Source organism: Azospirillum sp. UENF 112521 (assembly GCF_058780665.1).
This window is the reverse complement of record NZ_JBSNCI010000003.1, coordinates 549,879-568,280: the sequence shown is the minus strand read 5'-3', so window position 1 is coordinate 568,280 and position 18,402 is coordinate 549,879. Positions and strand designations below refer to the sequence as shown.

The 18,402-nt window shown below is 67.6% G+C and carries 19 protein-coding genes; 12 read left to right on the top strand and 7 right to left on the bottom strand.

From position 1 onward, the window contains the following. Positions 1 to 14: 14 nt before the first annotated feature. From ACWPN8_RS18320 to ACWPN8_RS18310, 3 genes are all read right to left on the bottom strand, one after another. Positions 15 to 449: a DUF4399 domain-containing protein gene (locus ACWPN8_RS18320; RefSeq protein WP_174469450.1), complete on the bottom strand. Its 435-nt coding sequence runs from the start codon at positions 447 to 449 to the stop codon at positions 15 to 17. 215 nt (positions 450 to 664) lie between these two features. Beyond that, complete coding sequence (locus ACWPN8_RS18315; protein ID WP_492241721.1) at positions 665 to 1,000, bottom strand: hypothetical protein; 336 nt, start codon at positions 998 to 1,000, stop codon at positions 665 to 667. A 127-nt stretch (positions 1,001 to 1,127) separates the two neighbouring features. Further along, positions 1,128 to 1,526: a RidA family protein gene (locus tag ACWPN8_RS18310; protein WP_109448088.1), complete on the bottom strand. Its 399-nt coding sequence runs from the start codon at positions 1,524 to 1,526 to the stop codon at positions 1,128 to 1,130. A 153-nt stretch (positions 1,527 to 1,679) separates the two neighbouring features. On the opposite strand from ACWPN8_RS18310, the gene ACWPN8_RS18305 reads away from it, so the two are divergent. Then, the gene (locus tag ACWPN8_RS18305) at positions 1,680 to 2,276 is read left to right on the top strand and encodes a TetR/AcrR family transcriptional regulator (protein WP_199237626.1); all 597 of its coding nucleotides are present in this window, start codon (positions 1,680 to 1,682) and stop codon (positions 2,274 to 2,276) included. A 68-nt stretch (positions 2,277 to 2,344) separates the two neighbouring features. On the opposite strand, the gene ACWPN8_RS18300 is transcribed toward ACWPN8_RS18305, so the two are convergent. After that, entirely contained in the window at positions 2,345 to 2,707 is a 363-nt protein-coding gene (locus tag ACWPN8_RS18300) for a c-type cytochrome (RefSeq protein ID WP_492241720.1), read from the bottom strand. 326 nt (positions 2,708 to 3,033) lie between these two features. On the opposite strand from ACWPN8_RS18300, the gene ACWPN8_RS18295 reads away from it, so the two are divergent. Then, a complete protein-coding gene (locus ACWPN8_RS18295) occupies positions 3,034 to 3,885 on the top strand; it encodes a LysR family transcriptional regulator (RefSeq protein WP_158285404.1) in 852 nt (283 codons plus the stop codon). 98 nt (positions 3,886 to 3,983) lie between these two features. Beyond that, positions 3,984 to 4,205: a hypothetical protein gene (locus tag ACWPN8_RS18290; RefSeq protein ID WP_146208056.1), complete on the top strand. Its 222-nt coding sequence runs from the start codon at positions 3,984 to 3,986 to the stop codon at positions 4,203 to 4,205. 16 nt (positions 4,206 to 4,221) lie between these two features. On the opposite strand, the gene ACWPN8_RS18285 is transcribed toward ACWPN8_RS18290, so the two are convergent. The 3 genes from ACWPN8_RS18285 to ACWPN8_RS18275 are packed head-to-tail and all read right to left on the bottom strand — an operon-like array spanning position 4,222 to position 6,429. Then, positions 4,222 to 4,530, bottom strand: a complete 309-nt coding sequence (locus ACWPN8_RS18285) for a DUF3325 family protein (protein ID WP_109448098.1) — start codon at positions 4,528 to 4,530, stop codon at positions 4,222 to 4,224. Then, entirely contained in the window at positions 4,523 to 6,094 is a 1,572-nt protein-coding gene (locus tag ACWPN8_RS18280) for a PepSY-associated TM helix domain-containing protein (protein WP_109448100.1), read from the bottom strand. Before ACWPN8_RS18280 ends, ACWPN8_RS18285 begins: the two co-directional genes overlap by 8 nt. Continuing rightward, complete coding sequence (locus ACWPN8_RS18275; protein ID WP_109448102.1) at positions 6,091 to 6,429, bottom strand: iron uptake protein; 339 nt, start codon at positions 6,427 to 6,429, stop codon at positions 6,091 to 6,093. The genes ACWPN8_RS18280 and ACWPN8_RS18275 overlap by 4 nt, the downstream gene beginning before the upstream one ends. Positions 6,430 to 6,694: 265 nt before the next feature. Here ACWPN8_RS18275 and ACWPN8_RS18270 point away from each other — a divergent pair, with 265 nt between their 5' ends. The 9 genes from ACWPN8_RS18270 to ACWPN8_RS18230 all read left to right on the top strand — a co-directional run bounded on the left by ACWPN8_RS18270 (position 6,695) and on the right by ACWPN8_RS18230 (position 18,393). Continuing rightward, a complete protein-coding gene (locus ACWPN8_RS18270) occupies positions 6,695 to 7,291 on the top strand; it encodes a gamma carbonic anhydrase family protein (protein WP_109448104.1) in 597 nt (198 codons plus the stop codon). A gap of 200 nt (positions 7,292 to 7,491) precedes the next feature. Next, positions 7,492 to 7,701: a hypothetical protein gene (locus tag ACWPN8_RS18265; RefSeq protein WP_109448106.1), complete on the top strand. Its 210-nt coding sequence runs from the start codon at positions 7,492 to 7,494 to the stop codon at positions 7,699 to 7,701. Between the two features lie 271 nt (positions 7,702 to 7,972). Next, entirely contained in the window at positions 7,973 to 8,062 is a 90-nt protein-coding gene (locus tag ACWPN8_RS18260; RefSeq protein ID WP_109448108.1) for a K(+)-transporting ATPase subunit F, read from the top strand. 13 nt (positions 8,063 to 8,075) lie between these two features. Beyond that, on the top strand, positions 8,076 to 9,785 hold the full coding sequence (gene kdpA, locus ACWPN8_RS18255; RefSeq protein ID WP_109448110.1) for a potassium-transporting ATPase subunit KdpA: 1,710 nt from the start codon (positions 8,076 to 8,078) through the stop codon (positions 9,783 to 9,785). 14 nt (positions 9,786 to 9,799) lie between these two features. Next, positions 9,800 to 11,908: a potassium-transporting ATPase subunit KdpB gene (gene kdpB / locus ACWPN8_RS18250; RefSeq protein WP_109448112.1), complete on the top strand. Its 2,109-nt coding sequence runs from the start codon at positions 9,800 to 9,802 to the stop codon at positions 11,906 to 11,908. Between the two features lie 10 nt (positions 11,909 to 11,918). After that, a complete protein-coding gene (locus ACWPN8_RS18245) occupies positions 11,919 to 12,539 on the top strand; it encodes a K(+)-transporting ATPase subunit C (RefSeq protein WP_109448114.1) in 621 nt (206 codons plus the stop codon). A gap of 261 nt (positions 12,540 to 12,800) precedes the next feature. Beyond that, positions 12,801 to 15,419 carry a DUF4118 domain-containing protein gene (locus ACWPN8_RS18240; RefSeq protein ID WP_492241719.1) on the top strand — a complete coding sequence of 873 codons (2,619 nt, stop codon included), beginning with the start codon at positions 12,801 to 12,803 and terminating at the stop codon, positions 15,417 to 15,419. Next, positions 15,416 to 16,114 carry a response regulator gene (locus ACWPN8_RS18235; protein WP_109448118.1) on the top strand — a complete coding sequence of 233 codons (699 nt, stop codon included), beginning with the start codon at positions 15,416 to 15,418 and terminating at the stop codon, positions 16,112 to 16,114. Before ACWPN8_RS18240 ends, ACWPN8_RS18235 begins: the two co-directional genes overlap by 4 nt. A 518-nt stretch (positions 16,115 to 16,632) precedes the next feature. Beyond that, positions 16,633 to 18,393, top strand: coding sequence for an ABC transporter permease (locus ACWPN8_RS18230; protein ID WP_492241718.1), 1,761 nt, complete (start codon positions 16,633 to 16,635; stop codon positions 18,391 to 18,393). The last annotated feature ends 9 nt before the right edge of the window (positions 18,394 to 18,402 follow it).

Genomic DNA, 18,402 nt, shown 5'->3' with positions numbered 1-18,402 from the left:
GCCAACGGCTCCGGTCAGCGGACGGTGATGGTCACCTTTTCCGACATCACCGGCGGGTTGTGCGGAATATGGTCGGCATCGCCCAGGACCATCTGCAGCGTGTGGGTTCCGGGCGGAAGCTCCAGCCGCGCTTCGGTCTGGCCGGCGCCGAAATGCAGGTGCTGCTTGTCATTGGGGATCGGCTCGTCGGGGTTCGTCAGCTCGGTGTCGATCAGCAGGTGATGGTGCCCGGTGTCGGCGTGGCTTATGCCGGCCGGTGCGATACCCATGTTCTGGAGCCCCATGCGCACCCAGAATTTTCCGCCAGTAATGACCGTCCCGTTGGAAGGCCACAGGATGTAGGCACGCGCGTCATCGGGTGCTTTCGCCCGGTCGGCCATTCCCTGCCCAGCCAGAAACAGCGGCAGAAGCAGCAGGGCGCCGACTGCGATCACGGCAGTCCGCAGCATGATTTCCCCCTGTATTCTTCATTGCCCTTTGTCCGATGCCATCGATCTTAGTCTTCGACCGCGAAGCAGGGTTCCCCCGAATTCTTGGGTAATCCCATCCCGTTGAAAAACAACCCGCTCCTGCGCCACACCCTTCCGAATTGGCGGACAATCGCCGTCCCCATCCCCACCATTGCGGGGGAGGACGGCGCAGGGAAGACAGACAGGCGACCTTTTCAGCGCTTGATCCCAAACAGTTGCTCGTTCATCACCGCCCGGTCCGCAGTTGCGACACCGCCGGCCCGCCCCGGCAACTGCAATCCGCCGCCCATCGCTCCGTTGGCCAGGGCCGGGCCATTCGTCCGGCCGTTCCCCATCCAGGGCGGAAAAGCACCGCTGGGACCGGCCGCATTGGGCGGCACGTTGCCGATCCGGTTCCCCAGCAGGGAAACGGCCGCAGCCGAAAGCGGCACGCCACCGGACTGCACCTCGAACGCCGCGGCCGGCCGGACAATGGTCGTCATCGTGACGAGAACGGGCAGGCAAAAGGCAACGGCGGCAAGGTTGCGCATCGGGGTTTTCCTCCGCGGAACAGGACCAGGGCAACAGGGCCAGGGACGGCATGGACCCATCCTGCCGCAGGTCATTCGCCCGCCGCTGTGAGCGGGACCACAGCGGCAGGCGAAAAGCCGAAAAGCATCATCCCTGCTCGGGAATACGGGCGATGACCTTGATTTCAAAATCGAATCCCGCCAGCCAGTTCACCCCGACCGCGGTCCAGTTGGGATAGGGCGCATCGCCGATCACCGTCTCGCGCACCGTCATGATGGCATCGAACTGGTTGGCCGGATCAGTGTGGAAGGTGGTGACGTCGACGACATCGTCGAAGGTGCAGCCGGCTGCCTTCAACACGTTTGCGAGATTGTCGAAGGCCAACCGCACCTGCCGCTCGAAGTCGGGTTCCGGCGATCCGTCCGCGCGGCTGCCGACCTGCCCCGATACGAACAGGAGATCGCCAGAACGTATCGCCGCCGAATAACGGTGCTTTTCATAGAGCGCGTGCCGGTTGGCCGGAGTGATCGCATCGCGTTTGGCCATGGTGGTGGTCCTCCTTGACTGCCGGAATGGCCGGCATCGGGCTTCACAGCGCGGCTGCGAGTTGATATACGCCGCGTATGCGAACCACAACACACATACGTTGCGTATGTCAATTCACATACGCAACGTATGCAGAAGTTTCTGGAGAAGGCAATGGCCGCCAAAAAGCGATCCGAGATGATGGAGGAAACCCGCGCCAAGCTGATCGCGTCCGCGCGCAAGGCTTTCGCCGAACAGGGATTCGCCGCCGCATCGATGGATGAGCTGACGGCGGAGGCCGGGCTGACGCGCGGCGCCCTCTATCACAATTTCGGCGACAAGCGCGGGCTTCTCCAGGCCGTGGTCGACCAGCTCGACACGGAGATGGCACAGCGCGCGCATGCCATCGCTGCCAGGGCCGGTAGCGACTGGGACGGATTGCTGGCGGAAGGTGTGGCCTATATCGAGATGGCGCTGGAGCCCGAGGTCCAACGCATCGTCCTGCTCGACGGACCGGCATTCCTGGGCGATCCCTCGCAATGGCCGAGCCAGAACGGTTGCCTTCAAATGACGCGGCAAACGGTGGAACGGCTGATCGCGCAGGGAATCGTCAGGCCCATCGACCCCGAAGCGGCCGCCCGGCTTTTGAATGGGGCGGCATTGAACGCCGCGCTCTGGGTGGCGGCCAGCCCCGATCCTCAGGAGGTCCTCGCCAAGGCGGTCGATGCGTTCCGCGCCCTGGCGGAAGGGCTGCTGGCACGCCCATCCTGAAATAGCCACAGCCCCGCATCGGCGGAGCTGTGGCAACAGACAGGACGATGCTTCCGCCAGTTCAGAGGTTACTTGGACTCACTCTTCAGATAGGCGATCAGGTCCGCGCGCTTGGCATCGTCCTTGACGCCGGCGAAGGCCATCTTGTTGCCGGGAAGCGCCGCCTTCGGATCCTTCAGATAGGTGTCGAGCTTCTGCTCGTCCCAGTCATAGCCGGCATCCTTCACCGCCGCGGAATAGCTGAATCCATCGACGCTGCCCGCCTTGCGGCCGACGATGCCATGCAGGTTCGGGCCGACGCGGTTGGGGCCGCCGGCCTCGATGGTGTGGCAGGCCTTGCAGGTGTTGAACACCGTCTTGCCCGCCGCGGCATCGCCGTCCGCGGCCTGCGCGGCGGCGGTTCCACCGGAAATCAGAATGACGGAGGCCAACAGAATTTTGCGCATGACGGACACAGCGGAACTCCCATTTCTCAACGTTGTCTCCGGCCAACCGAGAAAATTGGTCGGGCTTCCTTCCGGCGAGCAAGCGGAAGCTAAAGGCGGCCATTGAGGCCAGGAAGCGAATTTACCCGATGGTTGTCATCGGTTTTTCCGATACGATCCTGCCGCATTAGGGGAACCGCCGGTCGCGGCTGCATCCAGTGGATGCGACGAATCGTCTCACACCGGTCGGTCGCGATCAAGCCGCCGATGGCGTAGGTCTTGCTCCCCGTCCGTGGAGGCGGGGTTTCGAGCGAGGTATCATGGATACGGAAATGGCCCGGACATTTCTGGAGGTCACGGCGGCGGGCAGCTTCATGGCGGCAGCCGACCGGCTCCATGTGACCCAGTCGACCGTCAGCACGCGCATCCAGCAGTTGGAGCAGCAGCTTGGCTGCCGGCTGTTCGTGCGCAACAAGACCGGCGCCACGCTGACCAGCGCCGGCCTGCGTTTCCAGAGACATGCCGCGGCCATCCTCCGCCTGTGGGAGCAGGCCCGGCAGGAGGCCACCCTGCCCGCCGGCCACAAGGCGCTGCTGCGCATCGGCAGCGAAGCCGGCCTGTGGAACCGCCTGCTCTACCGCTGGATTCCCTGGATGCGGCGCAACGCCAACGACATCGCCCTGCGCTGCGACGTCGGCCTGCCGAACGGACTGCTGCAAGGGCTTCAGGACGGCACGCTGGACGTCGCCGTCCTCTATTCGCCGCGCGCCCTGCCGGGCCTGTCAATCCGCCTGCTGCTGGAGGAGGAACTGGTCCTTTTCCGCATGCCGGCGGTCGAGGATTACCTGGAGGAGCCCTATGTCCACATCGACTGGGGCGACGATTTCCGCCGCAATGTGCGGCTGCATCGCCCGGACGTGCAGGCCGCGCCGGTGTCGATCGGCGTCGGCACGCTTGGGCTCGACTATGTCAAACAGTGCGGCGGCACCGGGCATTTCCCCCGGCAGCTCGTCCAGCCGCTGATCGATGCCGGCAAGGGGGAAATCCTGCCGGAAGCCCGGCCGCTCAGCCTTCCCATCTACGCCGCCTACCCGACCGACGCCGACGACACCATCATCGACCCGGCCCTCACCGGGTTGAAGGCCATCCTGGGCGAACCGGCCGGCGCCCGCAATTCACTTTGATAAAACCGATACAAACTATCGGTTTATTTCGCTTTTTGCGATGGATGGCGCTGCCTAGGATCGGCTTCAACCAAAACCTGAGATAAAGGTCCGATCCGATGTCAATGCAACTGGCGCAGCCGTCCCTGCTCGAAGAGGACGGCGCCGCGGCGGAAACGAAGTTCCGCCGGTTCGAGTCGCCCTACATCGTGTTTCCGTCGCTGATCCTGCTGCTGATCATGCCGTTCGGCATCGTCTTTCACCCGGTCTGGCTCGCCACCGCCGCCGAAGTGGGCGTGGTCGTGATGTTCATCGCCATTTTCCGCATGATGCGGATGTGAGGCCACCCCCCCGCCGTTAAGACGCGCGGCCGCGGGCGGATCGCGTCTTCCAGGTGACGGTCGCCGCAACCGCCAGCGCTGCCGCGCTCAAGGCCAGCACCCAGAGCAGGAGGCCGAAGCCTGTTCCATCATGGCGCACCGCGACCGACAGCGCCGCCGCCAGGCACAGCAACGCCGCCAGCCGCAGCCGGAATACCGTGCGGCGCGGCGGCCCCCGCCTGGACTCGACGAGGTCGCGCCAATGCCGCTCCACCGACAGGGCAAGGGCGGCGAAGGCGAAATAGCAGAGCCCGAAGAGGCCGGGCAGCATCAGGGCATCAGGCATGGTCGGTCACCTCCGCCAGGGTTGAGAGTTCGGGATCGCGCCGCCGGGCCAGCCGACGCGACACCCGCCAAGCGGCGGCGGCGGTCAGAGCCAACACCGCATCGACGCCCAGCACCGCCCAATCGGCGGCGGCCACGGCGCGGATGGGATGTTCCCCCGTCGTGATCCAGTTCAGCACCACGCAGGCTGCGGCCAGCAAGGCGACCGCGGTGCATTGTTCGCTCCAGGGCGGGTCCGTCCGGGTGCTGACGGCAGCATGGACGGCGCTCCCGATCCAGATCACGAAGAAGAGGCCGACCTCCACAAGCTCCCGCGACGGGATGCCGGCCGGCAGCAGCCGGTTGGCCGCCATCATCGCCAGCGTGGCGATCAGCAGGCCGGAGGTGCTGCCACAGGCGATGGCGGCGACGCTGCGCCAGCCGGCGCCGGGCTTCACGCCATGGGCGACCCGCCGCTTCTCCATCCAGTACAGCATGCCGGTGCCGATCAGCACGCAGCCGGACAGCCCGAACAGGAAATACAGCCAGCGCAGCGGCCAATGGTCGAAGGCGGCGAAATGCAGCCCCGACAGGACGCGGTGGGTTGCCACCACCGGCCCCGGCCGCTGGTATTTCAGCACCTGCCCGGTAACGCCGTCGAAGAAGACCGGCTGGACATCGAGGCTGATGCGGTCCCGCAGAGCGCGGTTGATGCGGACGACCGACGCGGCATCGCCGGCATTGTAGACGAACACCACGGCCGGCTCGCCCCCGCCCCACAGCCGGCGGGCCTCCGCCACCATCGGATCGAGCGGCGCCAGCGGGGCAGCGATGCCGCTGCGCGGACGGCTGTAGTTGCCCAGCGCGTCGTCGTAGAAGCGCCGCACATCGCCGCCATACAGCGCCTGGACGCCGGCCGGCAGCACGATGGGCAGGACGATGACGATCCCGGTGATCGTGATCATCAGATGGAAGGGCAGGACCAGCACGCCCGCCAGATTGTGCAGGTCGAGCAGGGAGCGGCGAACCTGCCCCCAGCTGCGGAAGGTGAAGAAATCCTTGAAGATCCGCGCATGGATGATGACGCCGGAAATCAGCCCGGCCAGCATCGCCACCGAGGCGAAGCAGACGATCCAATAGCCGATGAAGCCCGCCCGCAGATGCAGGCTGTAATGCAGTGGATAGAAGAAATAGGTGGCTCCCAGCGTCCCGACCGGCGGCAGCAGCTGGCCGTCGCCGGTCGCCATGCCGCCGGCATTGCCGGTCTCGGTCCGAAGCTGAAGCGCCATCACCGGCCGCCGTTCGTCCGGCAACTGCACATACCAGTCGCGCACCGTCCGCCCGGCGGCGAGCTTCTCCACCGCCGGCAGCACCGCATGGTCGAGCGAGACCGGCACGGTCTCCACCGTGCCGACACGGGTGGCGGGCATCATCCAGCGGTCGATCTCGGAGGCGAACACCGCCAGCGATCCCATGAAGAAGATCAGCATCAGCAACCCGCCGAGCGTCACCCCCGCCCAGGTGTGCGGCCACAGCATGGCGGCGCGCAGCGCCGAGCTGATAAGCTTGCGCGTCTTCGCCGTCATGGCCCCACTATCCCGGCGAACTTCCCGGCAAACTGCGAGGCCGCGATCAGCAGCACCCCGCCGCCGCCCAGCACCGCCCAGCCGACCGTGATCCGCGGGACCGCAAAGGCCCACAGCGACGCCGCCGGCAGCACCACCAGCGCCAGCAGGCTGGAGGCGGTAACCGCCTCCGCCGGCGCCATGCCTGCCAGCGCCCCCAACTCCGCCCCGAAGGCGGCGAGGCCCCAAGCGAAACCATAGGCGCCGAACACCGCCGCGGTCACCCGTGCGGCAATGCGCAGGCGCGGCGGCGCAGCCCGTCCCTCAACCCGTCCGGACTGCCCGGCAGTCTTCATCGCGATGCTCCCCCTGCCATTGTGCCTGCCAAAGCGCCGACGCCCCCGACACGGTTCACGCAGCTCCAACCTTGATAATGATACTGATTCTCATTTGCAAGATTCTCCTCGTTCCGCGGGAGAAAGACGGGCAGCCGGCGGTCGGAGGCTGGAACCGCGCAGAGCGCGACGCTGCCGGCCGGACTGGGCTACACTCGGGCCGACATCGACCGGCTGCTTCCCGACCGGAACCAAGACCCTGCAGGGCCAAAAAGGACAAGAACCAATGACCACCGAGAGCGCAACCGAAACGACCTCCGAAACCGGGGCTTTTGAAACCGGAGACGCCCTGCTCGCCCGACACCCCGGCGCCATCATCCGGCCCGTCAAGGGAGTATGGCCGCGCATCGCGGCCGACGCCTACATCGCTCCCGGCGCGGTGGTGGTCGGCGACGTCACCATCGGGGCGGAGGCCAGCGTCTGGTACGGCTGCGTCCTTCGCGGCGACGACCACAGCATCACGGTGGGGCCGCGCACCAACATCCAGGACGGCACCATCATCCATGTCATGCTGAACGAGTATCCGACCATCATCGGTGCCGACGTGGTGATCGGCCATGGCGTGCGGATGCATGGCTGTACGCTGGAGGACGGCTGTCTGGTCGGCATCGGCGCAATCGTGCTGGACGGCGCGGTCGTGGAAAGCGGCGCCATGCTGGCGGCCGGTGCTGTGCTGACCCCGCGCAAGCGCGTCCCCGCTCGCCAGCTTTGGGCCGGAAGCCCGGCCAGGCATCTGCGCGACGTGACCGACGCCGAGGTGGAGTTCATCGCCTTCGACGTGCGCCACTATGCCGGCCTGGCACGGGCTGCGTCGGGACGCTGATGACGGAGCCGGGGCGACCTCCGATCCGAACGGGCATCGCCCCACCTGACCGTTACTGCACAGCCGACAGCCCGGACCGGGGGCGCGTATAGCGGCCGTATATTTCTCAGGCATCACGCGCCCCATCGCATTTATATGCCCCGCAGCCCTCTTCTCAGTGGGATAGCGGCCATTGGCCGCCCGTAAACTGTGAGGCTGTCATGCAAGGAAAATCGCCTCTCGGGCTGCTCGACCGGACCATGCCTGCCCCGGCGCGCATGGAGGACTGCGACCTGCGGGCATCGGACGACACGTCGGATGGAGCTTTCCCCTCCCCGCACGCGGTGCTGGGCGAGGCGGCGATCACCATCGCCGCCTTCCTGCTGATCGCATTCGCGCTGCAAATGCTGGCCTTGTGGATCGGGGCCTGACCGGCTGAGACGATCGCGCGGATGCCCGGACGGCCCGCCGTATATATGAACCCTATATTTTCCGGCCCTGCCGTCCCCCATCGAATCTATACGCGGCTCCGGCGCACCCTCACAGGGTCGGACCTCCCCCGCCACCATGACGGCGTGGGGGACGCAATTCCGGAGACCCAAACGATGCTCGACCTGCTGTTTCTTGCGCTCACCGTCGGCTTTTTCGCCGCGGCGGTCGCCTATGTCCATGCCTGCGACCGGCTGTGAGGGGAGCGGCGCCATGTCCCTCGATTATGCCCTGGCCGGCCTCGTGACCGCCGGACTGCTGGTCTATCTGGTCTATGCCCTGATCCGCCCCGAACGGTTCTGAGGAGATCCATCCCATGACCGTCAACGGCTGGATCCAGATCCTGGTCTTCCTCGCCCTGGTCGTCGCGATGACGCGGCCCCTGGGCGGCTTCATGACGCGCGTCTTCACCGGCGAGCGCACGCTGCTCTCCCCCATCCTCGGCCCCGTCGAGCGCGGCCTCTACCGTCTGGCCGGCGTCGATGAACGCACCGAGCAGCATTGGGTAACCTACGCCGTGTCGATGCTGCTGTTCAGCGCCGCCGGCATGGTTCTGCTCTATGCCCTGCAACGCCTCCAGCCGGTCCTGCCGCTGAATCCGCAAGACATGGCGGCGGTGCCGGCCGACCTCGCCTTCAACACCGCGGCCAGTTTCACCACCAACACCAACTGGCAGAATTACGGCGGCGAGACCACCATGGGCCATCTGGTACAGATGGCCGGGCTGACCTTCCACAACTACGTCTCGGCCGCCACCGGCATCGCGCTGGCGGTGGCTCTGGTTCGAGGCTTCGCCCGCACCTCGGCCCGCACGGTGGGCAATTTCTGGGTCGATCTGACCCGCGCCACCCTCTATGTCCTGCTGCCGCTGTGCGTCGTCTGCGCGCTGTTCCTGGTCTGGCAGGGCGTGCCGCAAACGCTGGCGGGCGCCGTCGATGCCACCACGCTGGAGGGTGCGAAGCAGACCATCTCGCTCGGCCCCGTCGCCTCGCAGGAGGCGATCAAGATGCTGGGGACCAACGGCGGCGGCTTCTTCAACGCAAACTCCGCCCATCCCTTCGAGAATCCCAACGCCCTGACCAATCTGGTCGAGATGCTGTGCATCTTCGCGCTGGGCGCCGGGCTGACCAACCTGTTCGGCCGCATGGTCGGCGACGAGCGCCAGGGCTGGGCCATCCTCGCCGCCATGGGGCTGCTGTTCGCCGCCGGCGTCTGCGTCGCCTATTGGGCCGAGGCCCAGGGCAACCCGGCCTTCGCCGCCTTCGGGATCGACGGCAGCGCCGGCAACATGGAGGGTAAGGAGACCCGCTTCGGCATCGCCGCGACAGCGCTGTTCGCCACCGTCACAACCGCCGCCTCCTGCGGTGCGGTCAACGCCATGCATGACAGCTTTATGCCGCTGGGCGGCATGGTGCCGATGATCAACATGATGCTGGGCGAGATCATCGTCGGCGGCGTCGGCGCCGGCCTCTACGGCATGCTGCTGTTCGCCATCGTGGCGCTGTTCGTCGCCGGCCTGATGGTCGGCCGCACGCCGGAATATCTCGGCAAGAAGCTGGAGGCGAAGGAGGTCAAGATGACCATGCTCGCCATCCTCTGCCTGCCCCTGATGATGCTGGGCTTCACAGCCGTCGCGGTGGTGCTCGACACCGGCACCGCGTCGATGGCAAATGCCGGGCCGCACGGCTTCTCCGAAGCGCTCTACGCCTATGTCTCGGGTGCCGCCAACAACGGCAGCGCGTTCGGCGGGCTGACCGGCAACACGCCCTGGTACAACGTCACGCTGGCCATCGCCATGCTGGTGGGCCGCTTCCTGGTCATCGTGCCGATGATGGCGATCGCCGGCTCCCTGGCGTCCAAGGCCCGCGCCCCCGTTTCGGCCGGCACCTTCCCCACCCATGACGGGCTGTTCGTCGGGCTGCTGGTCGGCGTCATCCTGATCGTCGGCGGCCTCACTTTCTTCCCGGCTCTCGCCCTCGGCCCGGTGGTCGAGCATCTGGCGATGACCGCCGGCACCCTCTTCTGATCGGGAACGCTCCCATGCATGCCAAAAGCAAACGGTCGGGCCGCTCCTCCGCCAGCACCCTGCTGGACCCCGCCATCCTGGTGCCGGCCATCGGCGGCTCCATCGCCAAGCTTTCCCCGCGCCAGATGATCCGCAACCCGGTGATGTTCTGCGTCGAGGTGGTGGCCGCGCTCACCACCCTGCTGGTCCTGCGCGATGCCGTCACCGGTGCCGGAGTGTCCGGCTTCGCCGTCCAGATCGTCGTCTGGCTGTGGTTCACGCTGATCTTCGCCAACTTCGCCGAGGCGGTGGCCGAGGGGCGCGGCAAGGCCCAGGCCGCCAGCCTGCGCAAGACCCGCACCGAGACCAGCGCCAAGAAGCTGGAGAACGGCACCGTCCGCACAGTACCCGCCACTGCGCTCAAGCCCGGCGACCTCGTGTTGGTCGAGGCCGGCGACATCATCCCGTCCGACGGCGAGGTGGTGGAGGGCGTCGCCTCGGTCAACGAGGCTGCCATCACCGGCGAATCCGCCCCCGTCATCCGCGAGAGCGGCGGCGACCGGTCGGCGGTCACCGGCGGGACGCAGGTCCTGTCCGACCAGATCAAGGTCCGCATCACCGCCGCCCCCGGCTCGACCTTCCTCGACCGCATGATCTCGCTGGTGGAGGGCGCCCAGCGCCAGAAGACCCCCAACGAGATCGCACTGAACATCCTGCTGGCCGGGCTGACCATCGTCTTCGTCATCGCGGTGGCGACGATCCCCAGCTTCGCCGCCTATGCCGGCGGGTCGGTCGGCGTGCTGGTGCTGGTGGCGCTGTTCGTCACGCTGATCCCGACCACCATCGGCGCGCTCTTGTCGGCCATCGGCATCGCCGGCATGGACCGTCTGGTGCGCTTCAACGTGCTCGCCATGTCCGGCCGCGCGGTGGAGGCGGCAGGCGACGTCGACACGCTGCTGCTCGACAAGACCGGCACCATCACGCTGGGCAACCGTCAGGCCGCCGAGTTCCTGCCGGTCGCCGGCGTCGGCGAGGAGGAGCTGGCCGACGCCGCCCAACTCGCCTCGCTGGCCGACGAGACGCCGGAAGGCCGGTCCATTGTCGTGCTCGCCAAGGAGGACTACGGCATCCGCGCCCGCAGGATGGAGGAGATGCACGCCTATTTCGTCCCCTTCACCGCCCAGACCCGCATCAGCGGCATCGACACCGACGGCACGGTGATCCGCAAGGGGGCGGTGGACGCGGTGCTGGCCCACGTCAACGGGGCGCAGCGCGTCGCCGTGGCCGGCGGCCGCGGCGTCACCGCGCTGCACCCGGCCGCCGGCCCGGCGGAGCGCGAGATCCTCGCCATCGCGGAACGGGTGGCCAAGGCCGGCGGCACGCCGCTGGCGGTGGCGCGCGACGGCCGGCTGCTCGGCATCATCCACCTGAAGGACATCGTCAAGGGCGGCATCCGCGAACGCTTCGCCGCCCTGCGCCAGATGGGCATCCGCACGGTGATGATCACCGGCGACAACCCGATGACCGCCGCCGCCATCGCCGCCGAGGCCGGGGTGGACGACTTCCTTGCCCAGGCGACACCGGAGGCCAAGCTGCAGCTGATCCGCGACGAGCAGGCGAAGGGCAAGCTGGTCGCCATGTGCGGCGACGGCACCAACGACGCGCCGGCGCTGGCCCAGGCCGATGTCGGGGTGGCGATGAACACCGGCACCGTGGCGGCGCGCGAGGCCGGCAACATGGTCGATCTGGACAGCGACCCGACCAAGCTGATCGAGATCGTCGAGATCGGCAAGCAGCTGCTGATGACCCGCGGCGCGCTCACCACCTTTTCCATCGCCAACGACGTGGCGAAGTATTTCGCCATCATCCCGGCGATGTTCCTCGCCTTCTACCCGCAGCTCCAGGCGCTGAACGTGATGGGGCTTCACAGCCCGGAGAGCGCCATCCTGTCGGCGATCATCTTCAACGCGCTGATCATCGTGGCGCTGATCCCGCTGGCCCTGCGCGGCGTGCGCTACCGCGCCGTCGGTGCCGCCTCGCTGCTGCGCCGCAACCTGCTGATCTATGGCCTTGGCGGCCTCGTGGTGCCCTTCGCCGGCATCAAGGCGATCGACCTGATCGTCACCGCCGCCGGCCTTGTGTGAGGAGCCTGTCATGTTGAAGGATCTGCGTCCCGCCCTGGTGATGACCGTCGCACTGACGGCGATCACCGGGCTCGCCTACCCGCTCGCCGTCACCGGTGCCGCACAAGTCCTGTTTCCGCACCAGGCCAACGGCAGCCTGATCGAACGGAACGGGACCATCGTCGGCTCCAGCCTGATCGGACAGGATTTCACCGGCGAAGGCTATTTCCATCCCCGCCCGTCGGCCACCACCGGCGCCGACCCCGCCGATCCGGCCAAGACCGTGCCGGCTCCCTACAACGCGGCGAATTCGATGGGATCCAACCTCGGCCCGACGAGCAAGGCGCTGGTCGACCGCGTGCAGGCCGACGCCGAAAAGCTGAAGACGGAAAACCCCGGCGCCCCGGTCCCGGTGGAGCTGGTGACCACCTCGGGCAGCGGCCTCGACCCCGACCTGTCGCCGGGCGCCGCCGACTTCCAGGTGCCGCGCATCGCCAAGGCCCGCGGCCTTTCGGAAGATGCCGTGCGCAAGCTGGTTGCCGATACCACCGAACCGCGCCCGCTCGGTTTCCTGGGCGAGCCGACCGTCAATGTCCTGGCGCTCAACCTCGCGCTGGATCGGGCGGCCGGCAAAACAGCAGGAGGCAAATAGCCGGCCGTTGCTGTGCAACGGGGCTGTCGGAATCGGCTATCCTCCGCAACGGCCGGCGGAGTAATCCATAGCCGGGCTTGAAGTCGGGGTTGGGGGAGCGTAAAGGGACGATGCCATGACCGACGAACAGGGCGACCGCATTCAGGGCGACCGCGCCGGCCGGCCATCTCCCGACGCGCTGCTGCGCCAGGCGGCGAAGGAGGCGCAGGGACGGCTCAAGATCTTCTTGGTGCCGCCCCCGGCGTCGGCAAGACCTTCGAGATGCTGCAAACCGCCCAGGCCAAGCGCCGCGATGGCGTCGACATCGTCGTCGGGGTGGTGGAGACCCACGGCCGGCGCGAGACGGAAGCGCTGGTCGCCGGGTTGGAAATCGTTCCGCGCCGCAGGATCGAGCACAAGGGCCATGTCCTGACCGAGATGGATGTGGACGCCATCCTCGCCCGCCGCCCGAAGATCGTGCTGGTCGACGAGCTGGCCCACACCAACGCCGACGGCGGCCGCCATCCGAAGCGGTATCTCGATGTCGAGGAACTGCTGGCCGCCGGCATCGACGTCTACACCACCTTGAACATCCAGCATGTAGAGAGCCTGAACGACGTCGTCGCCAAGATCACCCGTGTCCGCGTCCGCGAGACGGTGCCGGACTCGATCCTCGACAGGGCCGACGACATCGAGGTCATCGACATCGCGCCCGACGACCTGATCCAGCGTCTCCAGCAGGGCAAGGTCTATGTCCCGCGCACGGCCGAGCGGGCGATCCGGCATTATTTCTCGCCCGGAAACCTGACGGCGCTCCGCGAACTGGCGTTGCGACGCACCGCCGACCGCGTCGACGAACAGTTGCTGACCCACATGCAGGCGCACGCCATCTCCGGCCCCTGGGCCGCCGGCGAGCGGCTGCTGGTCTGCATCAACGAGGACGCCAGCGGCGGCGCCCTGGTGCGTTACGCCCGCCGTCAGGCCGAGCGGCTGCGCGCCCGCTGGGGCGCCATCCATGTCGAAACCAGCCGGGCGCTGCGCCTGAGCGAGGCCGACCGCGACCGCATCGCCGACACGCTGCGTCTGGTGGAGCGGCTGGGCGGCGAGGCGGTCACCGTGCCCGGCAGCGATGTCGCCGACACCGTCGTCGATTATGCGCTGGCCAACAACGTCACGCACATCGTCATCGCCAAATCCACCCGGCCGCGCTGGTCGGAGCTGCTGCACGGCTCCGTGGCGCACAGCCTGATCCGCCGGGCGGGCGACATCAGCGTGCATGTCATCGCCGCCAGCTCCGGCGCCACGCTTCCAGCCAAGACGATCAGGACGGAAGCAGCCCGGCCGCGCGCCTTCGCATGGTGGCCCTACGTCGCCAGCACGGGCTATGTCGCGGCGGCGCTGGGCGCCGGGCATGTGCTGCATCGGGTGCTGGCCCTCAACAACATGGCGCTGGTCTTCCTGACCGCCGTGCTGGCGAGCGCCGTCACCGGCGGGCTGGCGCCGTCGCTCTATGCCAGCGTGATCAGCGTCCTTGCCTTCAACTATTTCTTCCTGCCGCCGCTCTACACCTTCACCATTTCCGATCCGGAGAACATCGTCGCCTTGCTGGTCTTCGCCGTCGTCTCGGTGATCGCCAGCAACCTGACCGCCCGTGTCCGCGCTCAGGCGGTGACCGCGCGGCTCCGCGCCAAGACGACCGAAGACCTCTACCAGTTCAGCCGCAAGCTGGCCGGCGTGGTGACCATGGACGATTTGCTGTGGGCCACCGCCTATCAGATCGCCGCCATGCTGAAGGTCCATGTCGTCCTGCTGCTGCCCGAGGATCGTCCTGGCGAAGCCTCGGGAAAAGGCAGCGTCGCGGTCAGGGCCGGCTATCCGCCGGAGGACGTCATCGAGGACGCGGATCTTGCGGCAGCTGTCTGGGCTTGGGAAAACAACCGGCCGACCGGCAAGGGTGCCGACACGCTGCCCGGCGCCAAGTGGCTGTTCCTGCCGATGCGCACCGGGCGGGGCGTCGTCGGGGTGGTCGGCATCGACACCGGCGGCGGAAAGGGGCGGACCGGCGGTTACCTGACGCCGGACGAGCGCCGGCTTCTCGACGCGCTGATCGATCAGGCCGCCCTGGCGATCGAGCGGGTGACGCTTGCCGAGGATGTCGACCGCAGCAAGCTGGCGGCCGAGACCGAGCGGCTGCGCTCGGCCCTGCTCACCTCGATCTCGCACGATCTGCGCACGCCGCTGGCCTCCATCCTGGGCTCGGCGACCAGCCTCGTCGGCTATGGACCGATGATGGACGAGGAGGACCGGCGCGACCTCGCGGCGACCATCCAAGAGGAGGCGGAACGGCTCAACCGCTTCATCGCCAACCTGCTGGACATGACGCGGCTGGAATCCGGGGCCATCCGGCCGCGCACCGGTGCGGTCGATTTGTCCGAAGTGGTCGGCAGCGCGCTGGAGCGGGGGGCCCGCATCCTCGCCGGCCATCGGGTCGAGGTCGATCTTGCCGCCGGCCTGCCGATGGTGGACATCGACGCCGTGCTGATCGAGCAGGCGCTCTTCAACCTGCTCGACAACGCCGGTAAATATGCGCCGGTCGGGTCGACGATCACGGTGCGCGGACGGCAGGACGGCTCCCTCGTCCGCATCGAGGTGCAGGACGAGGGCGGCGGCATTCCGCCCGAGGATGTGGAGCGCATCTTCGACAAGTTCTACCGTGTCCATGCCCAGGACCGGCAGCGCGCCGGCACCGGGCTGGGTCTGGCGATCTGCCGGGGCTTCGTCGAGGCGATGGGCGGGACGGTCACGGCCGGCAACCGCCGCGACCGGAGCGGCGCCGTCTTCACCCTGACCCTCCCCAAGGCCGCCGACCTGTCCGGATATGAAGAGGAAGCCGCAGCATGAAATCGGACTCCATCCCGCTTCGCGTGCTCGTCGTCGACGACGAGCCGCCGATCCGGCGCTTTCTGCGCACCAGCCTGACGGCCCAGGGGTACGACATCGTCGAGGCAGAGGACGGAACGAAAGCGCTGGAGGAGGTGCGGCGGCGCTCCCCCGATCTGCTGGTCCTCGATCTCGGGCTGCCGGGCATCGACGGGCTGGAGGTCATCCGGCGCCTGCGCGGCAGCGGCGTGACCCTGCCGATCATCGTGCTGTCCAGCCGGGTCGACGAGGCCGGAAAGGTCGAGGCGCTCGATCTCGGGGCCGACGATTATGTGACCAAGCCGTTCGGGGTGGAGGAGTTGCTGGCCCGCATCCGCACGGCCATGCGCCACAAGCTGCAACAGCAGGGGGAACGGCCGCTGTTCCGCAGCGGCGACCTGACGGTCGATCTGGTGCGGCGCATCGTCACCGTGCGCGGCGAGGATGTGAAGCTGTCGCCGCGCGAATACGACCTGCTGCGGATTCTGGTGGCGCATGCCGGCAAGGTGTTGACCCACCGCTTCATCCTCAAGGAGGTGTGGGGTGGTGAAACCGACATCCAGTACCTACGGATTTACATCCGCCAGTTGCGGCAGAAGATCGAGCCCGATCCCGAGCGACCCCACCACATCCTGACCGAGACAGGCGTCGGATACCGGCTGCGCGCGCCGGATTGAGGCGGGTGCGCTGGCCGCGCAGATCGCCCTGAGGTTGCCGCCGGCACAGGGCTTCATGACGATTTGATGAAGGCCGATCGCAAGCCGATTCCCGCTCTTGACCTTGGCCGGCCAGGGGAGTAGAGGGGCGGCATCGTCACCGCATGATCGTTCTTGTCCGCCCTGCCCGCCGGGCCGGCGGCCGGATCGAAAAGGCAAGAGATGGACAGCCCCAGTAGTCGATCTACTCACATTCCCCTGACGACGCCGTTCGCGGGCTGACCTCTTGAAGGGGTCCACCCGCGGCCCGTCGTCTTCGGGCCGATCAGAGGTGGACCATGGTGAAGCTCCTCACCATCCCGGTTTCCATGCACCGCCGCCCCGACGGGTGCCGGTGCTTCTCCGTGACGGGCGATCTGCGCCCGCCAAGTCGCTGACCCCACGCCACTCCTCCTGAAAATCCGCATCGGCGCCTCTGCCGCGCCGCTACCGTTTTCCTTGCCGGCCGGTCCCGCGACGGGACCGCAGGATGGATTGTCATGGTCTGGATCAACACGAATGTTTCGGTGAAGGCGGTCGACGCCGCGCCGAACCGGTGGGACGTTGTCGCCCTGCCGCTGGTCATCGGCTTGCTGGCGCTGCTCGCCATCGGCGGCCATCAGATGGCCCTGCCTCTGAACAGCGTCGAGGAGGTGCCGGTCACGCTGGACCCCTGGATGCTGCCGGAATACGCCCTGCGCTCGACCCTGCGGATGCTGGCGGCGATGGCAGCCTCGCTGCTGTTCACCTTCACCTATGCCACGCTGGCGGCCAAGAGCCGGCGGGCCGGCATGCTGCTGATCCCGGTGCTGGACGTGCTGCAATCGGTGCCGGTGCTGGGATACATCTCCTTTACCGTCGTCTTCTTCCTGGGGCTTTTCCCGGGCAGCGTGCTGGGAGCCGAATGCGCGGCGATCTTCGCCATCTTCACCAGCCAGGCCTGGAACATGGCCTTCAGCTTCTACCAGTCGCTGCGCACCGTCCCGCGCGACCTGGACGAGGCGGCGACCGGCTTCGGCTTTTCCGGCTGGCAGCGCTTCTGGACGCTGGAGGCGCCCTATGCCGCCCCTGGCTTGGTGTGGAACATGATGATGTCGATGTCCGGCGGCTGGTTCTTCGTCGTCGCGTCGGAGGCGATCACCGTCGGCGACCACACCATCACCCTGCCGGGTATTGGCTCCTACCTCGCCAAGGCCATCGACGGGCAGCGCCTGGACGCCGTCGGTTGGGCGGTGCTGGCGATGCTGCTGGTCATCCTGGCCTATGACCAGCTGCTGTTCCGCCCGCTGGTCGCCTGGGCCGACAAGTTCCGGGTCGAACTGACCGGGGCGCAGGAGGTCCCGGAGTCCTGGCTGCTCACCCTGTTCCAGCGCACCCGCTTCTTCCGCGCCCTCTTCGCGCCGCTCAACCGCCTGTTCGGCTGGCTGGTCTGGCTGCGCCTGCCGGCGGGTGGGGCGAGCCGCGGTGCGGCAGGCGGCCTTCGGGCGGTCGGCGGCATGCTCGACCGGGTGCCGGCGCGGGCCATCGATATCCTCTGGTATCTGCTGCTGGCGGTGGCGGGCCTGTGGGCCGGCTGGTCGATGATCGCCTTCGTCTCATCCGGCGTGGACTGGGGCGATGTCGGCACCGTGCTTCTGCTCGGCGGCGCCACGCTGCTGCGGGTGATCGTGCTGATCGCGGTGGCGACGCTGGTCTGGGTGCCGCTGGGCGTGCTGATCGGGCTGCGGCCACGGCTGGCGGAGAAGGTCCAGCCGGCCGCCCAGTTCCTCGCCGCCTTCCCGGCCAACCTGCTGTTCCCGGTGGCGGTGGTCGCCATCGTCCGCTTCGACCTGAACCCGGATGCCTGGCTCAGCCCGCTGATGATCCTCGGCACCCAATGGTACATCCTGTTCAACGTCATCGCCGGGGCCACCGCCTTTCCCGGCGACCTGAAGGAGGCAGCGGCCAATTTCCGCATCCGTGGCTGGCAATGGTGGCGCGACGTCATGCTGCCGGGCGTCTTCCCCTACTATGTCACCGGGGCAGTCACCGCGTCCGGCGGGTCGTGGAACGCCAGCATCGTGGCGGAGGCGGTGAACTGGGGCGACACCCGGCTGACCGCCCATGGCTTGGGCAGCTACATCGCCCAGGCCACCGAAGCCGGGGACTACCCGCGCATCGTGCTGGGCATCGCCGTCATGTCGCTGTTCGTCATCCTGTTCAACCGTCTGCTGTGGCGTCCGCTCTATGCGTTCGCCGAGCACCGCCTGCGCCTCGCCTGAGGAGGACCC